The organism is Pseudomonas sp. RIT-PI-AD (assembly GCF_025642785.1).
In the GTDB taxonomy this organism is placed as follows: domain Bacteria; phylum Pseudomonadota; class Gammaproteobacteria; order Pseudomonadales; family Pseudomonadaceae; genus Pseudomonas_T.
This window is the reverse complement of record NZ_JANZKU010000019.1, coordinates 16,107-30,655: the sequence shown is the minus strand read 5'-3', so window position 1 is coordinate 30,655 and position 14,549 is coordinate 16,107. Positions and strand designations below refer to the sequence as shown.

The following is a 14,549-nucleotide window of genomic DNA, read 5'->3' as shown; positions in this document are numbered from 1 at the left end:
CCGTCGCGCCTTTCGTTCGACGTCCCTTCGGCTGGGCGATCGAACCATCGGGAAAGCCCCGCGGTCGGTATTCTCAAGGGCGCGATCGACGTCGCCCATCCGACGAGAGGATTTTCGTATGGCGCATGATTGGGAACTCATCGAGCGTTTGCTGCATGAGGCGCAGAACTCTGCCGACGACTCGTTCAAACCCCGCCTGTACGCGGAGCAACTGGCGGGCGACCGCCTCGAAGCGGGCATCCCGCTGGAAGGCAGCGTCGATCATCTCAAGCAGATAGCCGGGGACTTGGAGGGCGTGCTCTACCAGGGCGGCTTCATCGAGCCTCGCACCACGGAGCAGGGCGGCACCGGCAACAACTTCGTCCTCACCGCCCGCGGCGCGCGTTTGCTCAGCCTGATCGGCAGCAGCTTTCCGGAAAGCGTGGAGTTTCGTCGTCGCCTGGACGAGCAGGGCGAGATCGCCTTGGACGGTGAAGTGTTCGATCAACTGGCGGACAGCGTGGCGCGGACCTGAGCCCTTCCACTCCCCCCGCGCGCTAACGGAAAACCGCAGACCTCGACGACGGCGCAGTTCCCTTTTGGGGCTGCGCCGTTCTCGTTCACACGCGGCGCATGTAATGCACGCTGAACAGCTCTTTCTCGTCGGTCCACACCCGCACAGGCTCGAACCCGGCGCGGCCGGCCAGCCGCTGGAAGCCTTCGCGGCTGTACTTGTAGGAGTTTTCCGTGTGCAGGGTTTCCCCTGGGATGAAGTCGTAGCGCTCGCCTTCGATGCGCAGGGTTTGCGCCCGCGGGCTCGCCAGGTGCATTTCGATCCGCGAGTGAGCCTCGTTGAAGAAGGCGCGGTGGGCGAAGCGCGAGGGTTGGATATCGCTGTCCAGCTCGTCGCGGATGCGCCAGAGCAGGTTCAGGTTGAATGCCGCCGTGACCCCGGCGCGGTCGTTGTAGGCGGCTTCCAGGATGCGTTTGTCCTTGACCAGGTCGACGCCGATCAGCAGGCCGCCGCCGGCGGGCAGCAGGTCGTGCAGGTTGCGCAGGAAGACCTCGGCATCCTTTGGGTCGAAATTGCCGATGCTGGAACCGGGGAAGAAGGCCAGGGGATGTTCGCCGATGAAGCTGCCCGGCAGGTGCATCGGCCGGGTGAAGTCGGCGCAGGCGGCGTGCACGTCGAGCCAGGGGTAGTCGGCGCCGAGCCGGTGGGTGCTGGAAAGCAGGAAGTCGCGGGAGATGTCGATGCCCAGGTAGCTACTCGGGCGCAGGGCTTCCAGCAGCAGGCGGACCTTGCGGCTGGCGCCGCTGCCCAGCTCGATCAGGCTGGCGCCGGGGCCGGCGATCTCGGCGATTTCCCCGGCGGCCTCGCGCAGGATGCTTTCCTCGGTGCGCGTCGGGTAATACTCCGGTTGCAGGCAGATCTGCTCGAACAGCTCCGAGCCGCGGCGATCGTAGAAGAACTTCGGTGGCGTGCGTTTCGGCGCGCTGGCGAAACCCTGGAGGATTTCCGCGCGCAGGTCGTTCTCTTCGCTGTCGGGAAACTGTTCGTCGTGGAAACGGATCGCTAACGCCATGCTCAAGCCTCCTGGGCCAGGCGCAGGCCGGAGAACTGCCAACGCATCGAGGGATAGAAGAAGTTGCGGTAGCTGTCGCGGATATGCTCTTCGGGCGTGGCGCAGCAGCCGCCGCGCAACACCATCTGGCCGGACATGAACTTGCCGTTGTATTCGCCCAGGCTGCCCTCCAGGGCCTTGAAGCCGGGGTAGGGGCGGTAGGCGCTGCCGGTCCACTCCCAGACGTCGCCGAACATCTGTTGCAGCCCCTCGGCGTTTTCCGGCGCCGCCATGGGCTGCAGGTAGCCGGACTCGGCGAAATTGCCACGTGGCGCGAGGCCTTGGGCCGCGACTTCCCACTCCGCCTCGCTCGGCAGGCGCGCGCCCGCCCAGGTGGCATAGGCATCGGCTTCGTAGAAGCTGAGGTGGCTCACCGGGGCGCCCGGATCGAGAGCGCGCAGGCCGCCCAGGGTGAATTCGCACCAGGCGTCCTCTTCGCGCCACCAGTAAAGCGGCGCCTGCCAGCCGGCCTGTTGCAGCAGGCTCCAGCCATCGGCGAGCCACAGGTCGCTGCGCCGGTAGCCACCGTCGTCGATGAACGCGAGGTACTCGGCGTTGTTGACCGGCCGGTTGGCCAGGCGGAAATCGTCGATGAACACGCGGTGGCGGGGGCGTTCGCAGTCGAAGGCGAAGGCGTCCCCGGCATGACCGATATGGCGCACCCCGCTGGTGTAGGCCTGCCAGCTCAGGGGAACGGCCGTCCGTTGCGGCGCGCGCGGCAGGTCGTCGCGGTAGACCGGCATCAGCGGGTTCTGCGCGAAGATGTGCTTGATGTCCATCAGCAGCAATTCCTGGTGCTGCTGCTCGTGCTGCAGGCCCAGTTCGACGCGCCGCGCGATCTCCGCCGCCCACTCGAGCGGCGGTGCCGACAGCAGGTCGCTCATGGCGTGGTCCACGTGCGCGCGGTAGGCATACACCTGGGCCACCGTGGGCCGCGACAGCAAGCCGCGCCGGGCACGGGGAAAGGGCTTGCCGTGGGTTTCGTAGTAGGAATTGAACAACCGGTCGTAGGCGGCGTCCGGGCTACGGTAGCCCTTCAGGAAGGGGGTCAGCAGGAAGGCTTCGAAGAACCAGCTGATGTGCGCGAGGTGCCACTTCGGCGGGCTGACGTCGGCCATGCTCTGGATCAGGAAGTCCTCCGTCTGCAAGGGCGCGCAGAGTCGCTCGGAGGTCTGGCGTACCCGCAGGTAGCGCGCCAGCAACTGATCCAGGCGTTCCTGGCAGGGTTCGAGATCGCGGACCCTTTGAGGCATTCGACGCGCTCCTGTACAGGCTATGCGTGGCCGCCACGACAGTGGGGATGTCTGGAAAACGACAGAGCGCTATAAGCAAAGTTTCAAATGGAATGACGGGGGGTATCGGTAACGCGCGATGGGCGACGGGCGGGCCGCCCGATCCGCCTCGGACGGCTACCGCCCGAAACGGATGGTCGCCGGGCTCAGTAGTTCGGCGGCGTTTCCGGGATGCCGGTGCCGTCGGTCAGGCAGGGCATCGTCCAGGGCTCCAGGCGCAGGCCTTTGTCGGTGATGGCCGCGCGCGCCTGCTGCAGACGTTCGGCGAAGCGTTCCGCGTCGCTGTATTCCTGGCTGGGAATGTTAGAGGCGGCGAACACTTCCTTGCCTTGCACGTCGCTCACACTGAAGCTCAGGCCGCCGTTCTCCTCCTGGATATGGCCGCTGTAGGGTTTGAAGGCTTCGTGGATCAGGCGCGTGGCCGTTTCCAGGGAAAGGGGCTTGCTCATGGGGAATCTCCAGGTTTCGTTCGGTCTCAGGGGTTGACCCCGGCGTACCGGTACAAGGTTCCCGTCGACCGATGAATGAGGCGTCCCGCTTGCAGGCCTTAGGCCATGACCGTCCATCCCGACAACCACAAGACGCATGCCAAAAAACGCCGGTGTTGGTACTCTGCGTGCCTCGTGGCCGGCATGACCGCAGGTCCCCGCGGGCTGAACTTTGCGCGCTCACAGGGTCTGTTAACTAGCGCGCTGGCCTCGCCGGCCGCCACCTTCACCCGTCCTTCATCGCTCGTTCCAGGTTCTTTCGCGTTTTCCGCAGTCTCTGGAAACACATCAACGAGGCACCACCCGGAATGCAGATGGCATGACCGCAGGTTTTCAGATTTCTCCCGTCCTGTTCGCCTTGCGCGACGCGACGCGGCAGTTGCATGCGGAGCTGGACGCCACGTCCCCGCTGACCCGCCCCGGGCTTACCGAAGACCAGTACCTGCGTTACGTGCGCCGCGTGCTCGGCTGGATGCGCCCGCTGGAAGCCAGGCTCGCGCGAATCGACTGGCACGCTGAATTGCAGGCCGAGCAGCGCTTCCACAAGACCCGCTGGCTGGAGGCCGACCTGCTCGCCGCCGGGTTAGACCGCGGCGCATTGGCGCGGATCGATGAATGCCCCCAGGTACCGTTGGCCGAGAACCTCGCCAGCGCCTTCGGCCTCGCCTATGTGGTCGAGGGTGCCACCCTCGGCGGTGTAGTACTGTACAAGCGCCTTGCTCCGCGTCTGCCCGGCCTGCCGCTGGAGTGGCTGCAAGGCTATGGCGCCGCGACCAGCGGCCTGTGGCAGCAGTTCCAGCAGCAGCTCGCCCGGAACATCCGCAGCGAAACCGACATCCAGCAGGCGCAGCACGCGGCCCAGGACGCCTTCCGCTCGTTCCGTCTCTGGGTCAACCAAGAGGTCGCGCAAGCATGCCCGACATGAGGGTCCCGCGTGGTTGACCAACCCATCACCCTCGCCAACTGCGAGGACGAGCCGATCCACGTCCCCGGGGCGATCCAGCCCCATGGCGCGATGATCGTGCTGGATGCCGCGCAATGCGTGCTCGGCTACAGCGTCAACCTGCCGCAACTGCTCGGCTTCACGCCGGCGCTGGGCGAGCCGCTGCGTGAAGCGCAGGTCGGCGCGTCGGTGATGGCCCTGCTCGGCGAGAAGGACGTCTCGGTCAACCGCTGGAGCAACGCCGTCGAGGGCTGGCTGGGCGACACCCTGTACGACATCATCGGGCATGCCTACGACGGCGTGCTTTACCTCGAATTCGAACCGCGTCCGGTGGGAACGACGGCCTTCACCGCCTTCGCCCTGAACGCCCAGCGGATCATCGGCCAGGTGCAGCAGCGCCACGACGTCGAGGACTTGCTGATCGGCGTGACCGAGGAAATCCGCCGGATGACCGGCTACGACCGGGTGATGGCCTACCGTTTCAAACCCGACCTGTCCGGCGAGGTGTGCGCCGAGTCGCGTCGCGAGGACCTGGTCAGCTACCTGGGCCAGCGTTATCCGGCCTCGGACATCCCGGCTCAGGCGCGGCGCCTGTACATCCAGAACCCGATCCGGCTGATCGCCGACGTGACCTATAGGCCCGCGGCCCTGGTGCCGGACCGCCACCCCCTCAGCGGCCAGCCGTTCGACCTGAGTTTCAGCGCCCTGCGCAGCGTGTCGCCGATCCACTGCGAATACCTGACCAATATGGGCGTCGCAGCCTCCATGAGCATTTCCATCGTGGTCGGCGGTGAATTGTGGGGCCTGTTTTCCTGCCACCACATGACACCCAAGCGCGTGCCCTATCCGGTGCGGATGGCCTTCCAGGTCTTCTCCCAGGTGTGCAGCGCGGTGATCGAGCGCCTCGAGGCGAGCCGCGCGGCGGAAACCCAGCGGTTGGCCGCCGAGCTGCAACTGAGCCTGGTGCGCCATGCGCGGGATTCCGACGACCTGCTGGGCTCGCTCACCCGCCAGTTGCAGGAGGTTTCGCAACTGCTGCCCAGCGATGGCGCCGCGGTGATGCTCGGCGGTCGCCTGAGCTGCATCGGCGACGGCCTGCCGGAGGATTTCGTCCGGAGGGTGGTGCAGCAGCTGGAACTGGACGACAGCCTGGAAACCTTCCACACCGAGAAGTGGCCCCATCCGCTTCCGCAGTTGCCGGAGGCGCGCTTCTGCGGCGTGCTGGCGATCCGTTTCCACCGGCAGGCGTCCGGCTGGATCCTCTGGTTCCGCCTGGAAGAGGTGCAGACCATCAACTGGGGCGGCAAGCCGGAGAAAATCCTCTCCGTCGGCCCCTCCGGCGCGCGCCTGACGCCGCGGGGCTCGTTCGAGGCCTGGGAAGAGGTGGTCAGCGGCCGCTCGGCGGTCTGGGGCCCCACCGACCTGAACATCGCCGAGAAGCTGCGCATCGAACTGATGGAGCTGTGCCTGAACCGCGCCAGCGAAATCGACCGCATGCGCCAACGGCTGATCGCCGTGCTCGGTCACGACCTGCGCAACCCGCTGCAATCGATCTCCATGGCGGCGGCGATGCTCTCGCCGAACGACACCCGCACCGCCGAGCTGCGCCAGCACATCACCAATTCCAGCGGGCGCATGGAGCGCCTGATCAGCCAGATCCTGGAGATGAGCCGCTTGCAGGCCGGTGCCGGAATCACCTTGCAGCGGGTGCCCACCGATCTGTCGCGGCTGGTCGGGGAAATCATCAGCGAGACCGGCCTGGCCTATCCGGGCCTGAACATGGAAACCGCCATCACCCCCGGCGTGATGGTAGACGCCGATCCCGACCGGATGGCCCAGGTGGTCGCCAACCTGCTGAGTAATGCCCGTCACCACGGCACCCAGGGCCGTCCGGTGCTGGTGAGCCTGAGCCAGGACGACAGCCACGCCATCCTCTCGATTCTCAACGAGGCCGAAGTCCTCTCCGAGGAGCGTCTAGCCTCCCTGTTCACTCCGTTCAAGCAACACCTGCCCGAGCACGGGCGCAACAAGAGCGGGCTGGGCATTGGCCTGTACATTTCCCAGGCCATCGTGCTGGCCCATGGCGGCACCATCGAGGTGACCCAGGGCGACGGCATCATCACCTTCAAGGTACGCATGGCCCGTTGAATCCAGCGCTCGGCGCTGCGGAGCATCCCCCTCGCTCCGTGGCATCGCCTTCCGCGGCCTCGGCGGTTCATCTCCGCGATCCCCGGACAAGGTTCGGGCACTCGACGAGCTGGCCCTTGTCGAAACGAATCCTTCCGAGCGACGATGCGTCGCTTGAGCCTGTCCGTGTGAGCCCATGAGTCCCGAATCCCCCGTTGTTCCCGGTTTCCCTGCGCACCCCGGTGAAATGGCCGCGCTCATCCGCCGCCACGATTGGGCCGGAACGGCCTTGGGACCTCTTTCGAGCTGGCCGGCCTACCTGCGCACCAGCATCGACTTGATGCTCGGCGTGCCGACCCCCATCGTGCTGATCCTCGGCCAGAGCGGCCTGCTCATCTACAACGATGCCTATGCGACCCGCGTGGCCGCCGACCGCCATCCGGACACCTTCGCCAGGCCGGTCGAGCAGGCCTGGCCGGAGATCGCCGATTGGAACCGGGACATTCTCGAACGCGGCCTGAAGGGCGAGTCGATCTCCTACGAGAACCTGCACTTCGTACTGTTCCGGCGCGGCCGGCCCGACGACTCCTGGATGAACGTCTATTACAGCCCCTTGCCCGATCAGGACGGCGTGCCCGCCGGGGTCATGTGCATCATCGTCGACAACACCGAGAAGGTGGTGGCCGAGCGTGGGCGCCAGGATGCCGAGGCGCGCCTGCGCCTGGCCAACGAGCGGATCGACCTGGCGCTCAACGCCGGCGCGGTGATCGGCACCTGGGTCTGGGACGTGCCCGGCGACATCTTCGTCGGCGACGAGCGTTTCGCCCGCGCCTTTTCCCTGGACCCGACCCAGACCGCCGAAGGGGTGCCCCTGGACTTGGTGGTGCAATCCATCCATCCCGACGACCGCGCCGCCACCGAGGCGATCATCGCGCGCGCGCTGGCCCAGGGCGGGGCCTATCGCGCCGAGTACCGCGTGCGGCAACTGGACGGCCAGTACCGCTGGATCGAGGCCAATGGCCATTGCGAGCTGGACGAACAGGGAGCGGCCCTGCGGTTCCCCGGCTTGCTGATGGATATCCATGAACGCAAGTGCAGCGAAAACGCCTTGCGCGAGCTCACCGCGACCCTCGAGCAGCGGGTCGCCGAAGCGGTCGCGGAGCGCACCATGGCGGAGGAAAAACTGCGCCATGCGCAGAAAATGGAAGCCATCGGCCAGCTCACCGGCGGGATCGCCCACGACTTCAACAATCTCCTGGCCGGCATCATCGGCAGCCTCGACCTGATCCAGCGACGCATGTCGGAGGAATCGCGCGGGCGCACCCAGCGCTTCATCGACGCCGCCAGCCACGCGGCCCATCGCGGCGCTTCCCTGGTGCAGCGCTTGCTCGCCTTCGCCCGCCGGCAATCCCTGGACAACCAGCCGACCGATATCAACGCCCTGATAGATTCCCTGGAAGACCTGCTACGCCGCACCCTGGGCGAACGGGTGATCCTGGAAACCCGCCTGCACGAGGGGCTCTGGCTGACCCTGAGCGATACGCCGCAACTGGAGAGCGCGCTGCTCAACCTGGCGATCAACGCACGGGACGCGATGCCCGAGGGCGGCCGCCTGACCATCGAGACCGGTAACGTGCGCCTCGCCGCCGGTCACGCCGAAGGCTACGAGCTGGAGCCCGGCGACTACCTGTACATGGACGTGCGCGACACCGGGAGCGGGATGGCCGCCGATGTCATCGAACACGCCTTCGAACCCTTTTTCACCACCAAGCCGATCGGCCAGGGCACCGGCCTGGGCCTTTCGATGGTGTACGGCTTCGTCAAGCAGACCGGCGGCCATATCCGCATCAGCAGCGCGCCCGGGCAGGGTACCCTGTTCCGCCTGTACTTCCCCCGCCACGACGCCGCGCCGCGCGCCGAGCCGCCACCGGCCGAGACGGCCGCGACGCCCCAGGGCGAGGGGGAGCGCATCCTGGTGGTGGAAGACGACCGGGTGGTGCGCATGCTGATCGTCGAGGTCCTGCGGGAACTGGGTTACCAGGTGGAACAGGCGGAAGACGCGCAACAGGCGCTGGATACCCTGAATGGCGAGCTGCGCATCGATCTGTTGCTCACCGATGTCGGCCTGCCGGGCATGAATGGCCGGCAACTGGCCGAACACGCCCGTGAGCTGCATCCGGACCTGCGCGTGTTGTTCGCCACCGGCTATGCCGAGGGCGCGGAGGTGCGCGGCGGTTTTCTCGATGTCGGCATGGACATGATCGCCAAGCCGTTCTCCCTGGACGACCTGGCGGCGAAGGTCCGCGGCATGCTGCAGGGCGAGGCCACGCAGTGCTGAGGCGCTCCTGGGCGGGCGTTCAGAAGCGCTCGTCGGCGCCCAGATAGCGCCATTGCCCCGGTTGCAGCTTCGACATCGCCACTCGGCCGATGCGCAGCCGCCGCAAGCCGAGCACTCGCAGCCCGACGCTTTCGCACATGAAGCGCAATTGCCCGGGTTGCGGGGTCTTCAGGGCGAAGCGCAGGCGCTGCTCGCTCTGCCAACTGACCTTGCACGGCGACAGCACGTGCCCGCGGTAGCGCATGCCGTGCTGCAACGCGGCCAGGCCATCCGCCGCCAGCGTGCCGGTCACGTCCACGGTGTATTCGTGCTCGAGTTTATGGGCGTCCTCCAGCAGCTTGCGCGACACGCTGTAGTTCTGGCTGAACACCAGCAGGCCGCTGGCGTCGGGCTCCAGTTCGCTGACCGCTTTGAGGGTGCTCAGGTGGCGCTTGAGCGGACGTATCCCGGAACGATCCTCGGGCCAGCGGTTCTCCGGGGTCAGCAGCGGCAGGATCGCTTCGAGGCTGGCGGCGTGGCCGGCCGGCTTGTTCAGCAGGATGCTGACCGGCTCCAGGGGCGTCGCGGTGGCCCCGGGCAACAGTTCGATACGCTGCGCCTCCACTTTGAACTGCGGTTCCTCCACCACCGCGCCATCGACGCTGACCCAGCCGCCCTCGATGTACAGCTCGGCCTCCCGGCGTGAGCAGGGCAGGAGTTCGGCGAGTCGTTTGGACAGGCGCACGGGATCGGTCATGGCGGCGGCATCGGCAATGGAAAGGGCGCTAGTGTAACCGCAGCGCCTCTCCCATGGCCCGTTCAGAACAGCGGGCGCGAGGCTTTCAGCAGCAGATAGCCGTCGCACTGGCTGTTCAGCCCGGAGTACAGCGAGCAGGCCTGGCCGCGGAGGCTGGAGCCGCTGTAGGACAGGTCCAGGTCGATGCCGAGCCAGGGCCGGGTGAGGTTCAGCGACCAGTCGTTGAACACCCGCACGTTGCCCCCGTTGGCCAGGGTGACCGGCGTGTCCAGGTCGTGGTTGCCATATTTCATGGTGATGTCGACGCCCAGCAGCGAGCGCGTGCCCAGGTCGGCGTAGAGCGTGCCGTCGAAGCGGCCCGGCCGGTCGCCCAGCGCGGCGCCGAGGCGGCTCTGGAACAGGCTCATGCCGGCGAACACCTGATGGCGGTCGAGGGCGCTGTTTTGCGGGCGGGCGAAGCGGATCATGCCCAGCTCATAGCCCAGCTTGTCGTCGAAAACGTGCTTGAAGCCGGTGTAGGAGTCGATTTCCAGGTTGCGGGCATCGAACAGGTCCATGTTCGGCGACCACTGGCCGATGTACCAGCCGCTGTCGTGGCTCAGGTCCAGCCCGCCATGGAAGGAGCCGACGCTGTCGGTCTTGACCAGCCCCTGGGCCATGCTGCGGGTCGGGGTGGTGGCCAGCTTGAGTTCGAAGTCGCCGATATCGCGGCGCATGACCTGGGCCAGGGCCGGACTGCTCAACAGCAAGCCCAGCCCGAGCAAGAATAAAAATTTGTACATCCTTCTTCACTCCTTTAAGGAAAAACGAGCAGGAGTGGCTCACGTAGTCACGTTGCAGCCAGGGGCAGGGGCGCACAGACCTTGCCAGCGAAGCGCGCGGCTCGTAGCGGCGCGCGGCCGTTCAGCCGCGCGGGTTGCCCTGGAGGGGCGGGCTAGACACCTGGCGCGCCCTTTCGGCAGGGCGCGGCGCGCGGTTCAGGATAACGGCTGAGGCGGCGCGGACGGCGCCATTCGTCGATCCGCCGGTAAACAGCACGTGGAGGGATGGCGTCTCGGCATCAAAGCGCTGGCGCATCCATGGCACAAGAAAACCGAGGAAGAGGGCGGGCGATCCGGGCGAGGCCGGTCGACGATGGAAAAGCGGATGAGGCGAAGAAGGGGAGGCGAAGCGGAGGAAGTGGGCGCGCGTAACGCGCTTCCGAGGAAGCGCGGACACGAAAAGCAGACGATTACTTCTTGCTGATGGTGATGTGGCGAGACGGGCCGTTGACCTGACCGCTTACACCTTTGGCGACTTGCTGGATCTCGCCGCCGGCATTCAGGAAGGCCGCGACCTGGGCTTCGATGGACTCGCGGGTCTCGACGGCGGGGGCGGGCTTGCTCTTGGTATTCGCTACTTTTACGCGCATGGCTATCAACCTGTCTCAAAATCGATGCGGCCATCCATTGTACAGGAAATAACCAACAGAAGCCCGATAAAAAATAGGGATGTCCGAATCGACAGGTTTATCCCGTGGAATCAGCGGGCTGGGCGGCTCGGCAGGCGCTGCGCACGCGCCCGGCGAGCGCGATTCATGCCGCCGAGCCGGCCGGCGGCCAGGGTCGGCGGGCCGGGAAAACCGGTTAGAATGGCGGCCTGTCTTCCAAGGTATCCAGCATGGCACTGATCGGGCGCTTCAACTCTCTGCAGGTGGTCAAACGGACCGACTTCGGCCTTTACCTCGACGGCGAGGCGGAAGGCGAAATCCTGTTGCCCAATCGCTACGTGCCCAAGGATCAGCCCAGCGAGATCGGCGACTGGCTGAACGTCTTCCTCTACCTGGACAGCGACGACCGCCCCATCGCCACCACGGAAACCCCCAAGGCCCAGGTGGGCGGCTTCGCCAGCCTGAAAGTGGTGGAAATCAACCGGGTCGGGCTGTTCCTCGACTGGGGCCTGCCCAAGGACCTGCTGCTGCCCCACTCGGAAGAGAAGAAGCCGCTCCAAGTCGGCGACTATTGCGTGGTGCACGTCTACCTGGACAGGCGCAGCAAGCGCATCACCGCCACGGCGCGTTTGGATCGCTACCTAGACAACACCCCCGCGCGCTACTCGATCGGGCAGAAGGTGAATCTGCTGGTGGCCGAGGCCACCGATATGGGCTTCAAGGCGATCATCGAGGGCCGTCACTGGGGTCTCATCCACAAGAACGAAGTGTTCAAGTTCCTCCGCAGCGGCATGCAGGAGACCGGCTACATCAAGGAAATCCGCGCCGACGGCAAGATCAGCCTGAGCCTGCAACCGGTCGGCGAGGATGCCGCCGAGAGCCTGAGCGAGCGCATCCTGTCCGAGTTGCGGCGCCAGGGCGGTAGCCTGGCGGTCAGCGACAAGAGTCCGCCCGAGCTGATCAGCTCGCTGTTCGGCGTCAGCAAAGGCAACTTCAAGAAGGCCATCGGCGGGCTCTACAAGCAGGGATTGGTGATCATCCATGGCGACCGCATCGAGTTGCCCTGAGGGGCCGCCATGGCGTCTTCGCGCCAGGACGGGAGCTGGCCGCATTCCGCTGCCCCTGCGGACGAGGTAACGGGGCTGGCCATGGACAGGGCATCGACACTCGGCACGGACCCACATCCCCTCGCGTCTTCGTTTCGGCGCCAGGGTCGAACGGCGGCGTGCGGGCTGGCGCTGCGAATCCTGGCCGCGCTCGCCGCCCTCCATGGCCTGGCCGGCCCGGCGCTCGCGATGGCCGCGGAGCAGCCGCCGTCGCTGCTGCTCTGCCATGAGGACCGCGACGCCTATCCCTGGAGCATGGCCGACGGTTCCGGGCTCAATCGCCAACTGCTGGCCCGAGTCGAACGGGCGTTGCCGGTGCAGTTCCGCTATGTGGCCCTGCCCTGGCGGCGCTGCCTGGACGGCGTGGCGCGAGGGTTGTACGACGGCGCCTTCGCGGCCAGCTTCAACCTGGAGCGGACGAAGGGGGCGGTGTATCCCCTCACGGCGCAAGGCCTTCCGGAACGGGGGAAGCGCCTGCACACCGCCACCTATGCGCTCTACCGGCGCATCGGCCAGGGCCCCGAATGGGACGGCGCCGCCTTCCATCGCCTGGACGGCCGCATCGGCTCTCTCTCGGGGTTCTCCATCGTCGACTTTCTCCGCGCGCGCGGGGCGGAGGTGGACGAGACCAGTCGCGATCCGCTGGCGCTGCTGAGCATGGTGAAGAATCGCCGCATCGAGGCGGCCGCCTTGCAAGTGTTGCGGGCGGATTTCATCCTCAAGGCCCATCCCGAGTTGAATGATGACCTGGAAAAAGCCGAGATCCCGCTGGAGGTGAAGGATTACTACCTGGTGTTCTCGCCGCATTTCGCCGCGCAACGGCCGCAGGTCGTGCGACAGATCTGGGACTCCATCGAGGATCAACGGGAATCCCTGGGCTACCAGGCGAACATCAAGGCCTTCATGAGCCAATAGGGAGGCATGTTCCTAGACGTGCAGATTGCACGGGGAAAACTTCTCGGTCGGGCGTCTTGCATAGCAAGAATCCCGATTATCATATTAACTATCTGATAGTTAAAGGTTTTTTCATTCGCCTTGGCCTGGCATGCAAGCTGCTGGGTGAAGGGATCAGCCAATCCCTCATCCCGCCGTATCGGAGTACGCCATGAGCCTCGACGTCGCCAAACTGACCCAAGCCTTTCCCGGTTTCAGCTTTTCCACCCAGGCGCACGCCGATGGCGGCTATGTGCTGGGCTTGGAAAAAGAAGGCCGGACCTTCCAGCGGGTGATTCCCACCAGCAGCGTTCCCGTCCATCTGGAATGGGTCATCAACACCCTGCGACGGGATATGGCGCTGGAGCACAGCGACGTGCCGGTATTGGCCTTTACCACGCCCTGAGAGTCGCCCCGCAGTGGGCGGCGACACCGACGGCCCATGGACCAGGTGATCGCCCCCAGACGTCAGTGACCGCATTTCCGCTTAGGCTGGCCAGCACCCTGGCTGGCCTGAAAGGCGCCGAGACGCCTTGCAGGCCTGGTCGTCAGTCGGCGACCACCATCACCTTGCCGTTGCGCTCGCCTTTCCCGGCGGCCTCGACGGCGTCCTTGATCCGGCTCACGGGGAAGGTATCGCCCACCCGGCCTTTCAATTTGCCGCTGGCGATCAGCCCGATCAGTTCCTTCAGCACGGCGTCGCGCTGCTCCTTGCCGGCCTGGCGGAACCACTGGTCCAGCCAGAATCCACGTACCTGGATGTCGTGGAAAATAAGCAGGCTGGGATCGATCTGGCAGGGCTCGTCGCCCATCCGTCCGTAATTCACCAGGATGCCGCCATCCGCCAGGCAGGTCGCCAGCCGGCCGATCACCTCGCCGCCGATGGGGTCGATCGCCAAGCGGATCGGCGCCTTGTCCACCGCCTTGGCCACGCGTTCCGCCAGGTCGGGGCCATCCAGCAGCACCACGTCGCCGCCTTCCTGCTGGACGATATCCGCTGCTTCCTGGCGGCGCACGATGTTCACCGTGCGCAGGCCGCGTAGCTTGGCGAGTTGCACCAGGTACAGGCCGACGCCGGAGTTGGCCGCGCTTTGCAACACCCAGTCGCCCGCCTTCAAGTCGACGAATTCCCGCAACATCAGCAGGGCCGCCGGCGGGTTGACGGTGAGCATCGCCAGTTGCCGGACATCGCCCTCGGCGGGCAGCGGCAACACCGCCTCGGCCTTCGCCGGCACGTGGCTCGACCAGCTGCCGCAGCCGGAGGGCAGCAGCACGCGCTGTCCGGCTTTCAGCTTATCCACGCCGCTGCCGCATGCGTCGATTTCGCCCACGCCCTCGTTGCCGGCGAACGCCGGCAGGGGCGGCAACCGGCCGTACTCGCCGCTCAGGGTGAGCAGGTCGGAAGGGTTGATCGGCGCCGCCAGCACCTTGATCAGGACCTCGTCGGGTTTCAGCGAAGGCCGTTCGAGTTCGACGGCCTTTATCACTTCTTCGGGTTTACCGTGGCGTTCGTATTGGGCTCTGAGCATGGGAAAAGGACTCCTGTCGGGGGA

The 14,549-nt window shown here is 66.1% G+C and carries 14 protein-coding genes; 7 read left to right on the top strand and 7 right to left on the bottom strand.

The window, feature by feature from the left end; translation table 11 throughout:
- Positions 1-118: 118 nt before the first annotated feature.
- Positions 119-514 (top strand): transcriptional regulator, encoded by a 396-nt coding sequence (locus tag OGL92_RS16165; protein WP_263145335.1) that lies wholly within the window; start codon positions 119-121, stop codon positions 512-514.
- Between the two features lie 85 nt (positions 515-599).
- On the opposite strand, the gene egtD is transcribed toward OGL92_RS16165, so the two are convergent.
- The 3 genes from egtD to OGL92_RS16150 all read right to left on the bottom strand — a co-directional run bounded on the left by egtD (position 600) and on the right by OGL92_RS16150 (position 3,345).
- Complete coding sequence (egtD, locus tag OGL92_RS16160) at positions 600-1,565, bottom strand: L-histidine N(alpha)-methyltransferase (RefSeq protein ID WP_263145333.1); 966 nt, start codon at positions 1,563-1,565, stop codon at positions 600-602.
- Positions 1,566-1,567: 2 nt separating this feature from the next.
- Complete coding sequence (gene egtB, locus OGL92_RS16155; protein WP_263145331.1) at positions 1,568-2,857, bottom strand: ergothioneine biosynthesis protein EgtB; 1,290 nt, start codon at positions 2,855-2,857, stop codon at positions 1,568-1,570.
- Positions 2,858-3,042: 185 nt separating this feature from the next.
- Complete coding sequence (locus OGL92_RS16150; RefSeq protein ID WP_263145329.1) at positions 3,043-3,345, bottom strand: hypothetical protein; 303 nt, start codon at positions 3,343-3,345, stop codon at positions 3,043-3,045.
- A 358-nt stretch (positions 3,346-3,703) separates the two neighbouring features.
- Here OGL92_RS16150 and OGL92_RS16145 point away from each other — a divergent pair, with 358 nt between their 5' ends.
- The 3 genes from OGL92_RS16145 to OGL92_RS16135 all read left to right on the top strand — a co-directional run bounded on the left by OGL92_RS16145 (position 3,704) and on the right by OGL92_RS16135 (position 8,792).
- On the top strand, positions 3,704-4,309 hold the full coding sequence (locus OGL92_RS16145) for a biliverdin-producing heme oxygenase (RefSeq protein ID WP_263145327.1): 606 nt from the start codon (positions 3,704-3,706) through the stop codon (positions 4,307-4,309).
- A 9-nt stretch (positions 4,310-4,318) separates the two neighbouring features.
- Entirely contained in the window at positions 4,319-6,475 is a 2,157-nt protein-coding gene (locus OGL92_RS22230) for a GAF domain-containing protein (RefSeq protein WP_263145325.1), read from the top strand.
- Positions 6,476-6,743: 268 nt separating this feature from the next.
- On the top strand, positions 6,744-8,792 hold the full coding sequence (locus tag OGL92_RS16135) for a response regulator (protein ID WP_263145322.1): 2,049 nt from the start codon (positions 6,744-6,746) through the stop codon (positions 8,790-8,792).
- Positions 8,793-8,811: 19 nt separating this feature from the next.
- On the opposite strand, the gene OGL92_RS16130 is transcribed toward OGL92_RS16135, so the two are convergent.
- From OGL92_RS16130 to OGL92_RS16120, 3 genes are all read right to left on the bottom strand, one after another.
- The gene (locus OGL92_RS16130) at positions 8,812-9,528 is read right to left on the bottom strand and encodes an RNA pseudouridine synthase (protein WP_263145320.1); all 717 of its coding nucleotides are present in this window, start codon (positions 9,526-9,528) and stop codon (positions 8,812-8,814) included.
- A 62-nt stretch (positions 9,529-9,590) separates the two neighbouring features.
- The gene (locus tag OGL92_RS16125; protein ID WP_263145317.1) at positions 9,591-10,310 is read right to left on the bottom strand and encodes a TorF family putative porin; all 720 of its coding nucleotides are present in this window, start codon (positions 10,308-10,310) and stop codon (positions 9,591-9,593) included.
- 449 nt (positions 10,311-10,759) lie between these two features.
- On the bottom strand, positions 10,760-10,939 hold the full coding sequence (locus tag OGL92_RS16120) for a hypothetical protein (protein ID WP_263145316.1): 180 nt from the start codon (positions 10,937-10,939) through the stop codon (positions 10,760-10,762).
- A gap of 248 nt (positions 10,940-11,187) precedes the next feature.
- Here OGL92_RS16120 and OGL92_RS16115 point away from each other — a divergent pair, with 248 nt between their 5' ends.
- The 3 genes from OGL92_RS16115 (at position 11,188) to OGL92_RS16105 (ending at position 13,402) form a co-directional block, all read left to right on the top strand.
- Positions 11,188-12,024 (top strand): S1-like domain-containing RNA-binding protein, encoded by an 837-nt coding sequence (locus OGL92_RS16115; RefSeq protein WP_263145314.1) that lies wholly within the window; start codon positions 11,188-11,190, stop codon positions 12,022-12,024.
- 228 nt (positions 12,025-12,252) lie between these two features.
- Positions 12,253-12,978: a transporter substrate-binding domain-containing protein gene (locus OGL92_RS16110; RefSeq protein WP_263145312.1), complete on the top strand. Its 726-nt coding sequence runs from the start codon at positions 12,253-12,255 to the stop codon at positions 12,976-12,978.
- A 190-nt stretch (positions 12,979-13,168) separates the two neighbouring features.
- Positions 13,169-13,402, top strand: a complete 234-nt coding sequence (locus OGL92_RS16105; protein ID WP_263145310.1) for a DUF3509 domain-containing protein — start codon at positions 13,169-13,171, stop codon at positions 13,400-13,402.
- Positions 13,403-13,544: 142 nt separating this feature from the next.
- Here OGL92_RS16105 and OGL92_RS16100 read toward each other — a convergent pair whose 3' ends face one another.
- Positions 13,545-14,525 (bottom strand): zinc-dependent alcohol dehydrogenase family protein, encoded by a 981-nt coding sequence (locus OGL92_RS16100; RefSeq protein ID WP_263145308.1) that lies wholly within the window; start codon positions 14,523-14,525, stop codon positions 13,545-13,547.
- Between the last annotated feature and the right edge of the window lie 24 nt (positions 14,526-14,549).

What these genes read in the sequence shown, in the direction of transcription:
- OGL92_RS16105 (WP_263145310.1), top strand. Translation starts at nt 13,169, where the DNA reads ATGAGCCTCGACGTCGCCAAACTGACCCAAGCCTTTCCCGGTTTCAGC.
- egtB (WP_263145331.1), bottom strand. Translation starts at nt 2,857, where the DNA reads ATGCCTCAAAGGGTCCGCGATCTCGAACCCTGCCAGGAACGCCTGGAT.
- OGL92_RS16100 (WP_263145308.1), bottom strand. Translation starts at nt 14,525, where the DNA reads ATGCTCAGAGCCCAATACGAACGCCACGGTAAACCCGAAGAAGTGATA.
- OGL92_RS16120 (WP_263145316.1), bottom strand. Translation starts at nt 10,939, where the DNA reads ATGCGCGTAAAAGTAGCGAATACCAAGAGCAAGCCCGCCCCCGCCGTC.
- OGL92_RS16150 (WP_263145329.1), bottom strand. Translation starts at nt 3,345, where the DNA reads ATGAGCAAGCCCCTTTCCCTGGAAACGGCCACGCGCCTGATCCACGAA.
- OGL92_RS16130 (WP_263145320.1), bottom strand. Translation starts at nt 9,528, where the DNA reads ATGACCGATCCCGTGCGCCTGTCCAAACGACTCGCCGAACTCCTGCCC.
- OGL92_RS16110 (WP_263145312.1), top strand. Translation starts at nt 12,253, where the DNA reads ATGGCCGCGGAGCAGCCGCCGTCGCTGCTGCTCTGCCATGAGGACCGC.
- OGL92_RS16125 (WP_263145317.1), bottom strand. Translation starts at nt 10,310, where the DNA reads ATGTACAAATTTTTATTCTTGCTCGGGCTGGGCTTGCTGTTGAGCAGT.
- OGL92_RS16165 (WP_263145335.1), top strand. Translation starts at nt 119, where the DNA reads ATGGCGCATGATTGGGAACTCATCGAGCGTTTGCTGCATGAGGCGCAG.
- OGL92_RS16145 (WP_263145327.1), top strand. Translation starts at nt 3,704, where the DNA reads ATGACCGCAGGTTTTCAGATTTCTCCCGTCCTGTTCGCCTTGCGCGAC.
- OGL92_RS16115 (WP_263145314.1), top strand. Translation starts at nt 11,188, where the DNA reads ATGGCACTGATCGGGCGCTTCAACTCTCTGCAGGTGGTCAAACGGACC.
- egtD (WP_263145333.1), bottom strand. Translation starts at nt 1,565, where the DNA reads ATGGCGTTAGCGATCCGTTTCCACGACGAACAGTTTCCCGACAGCGAA.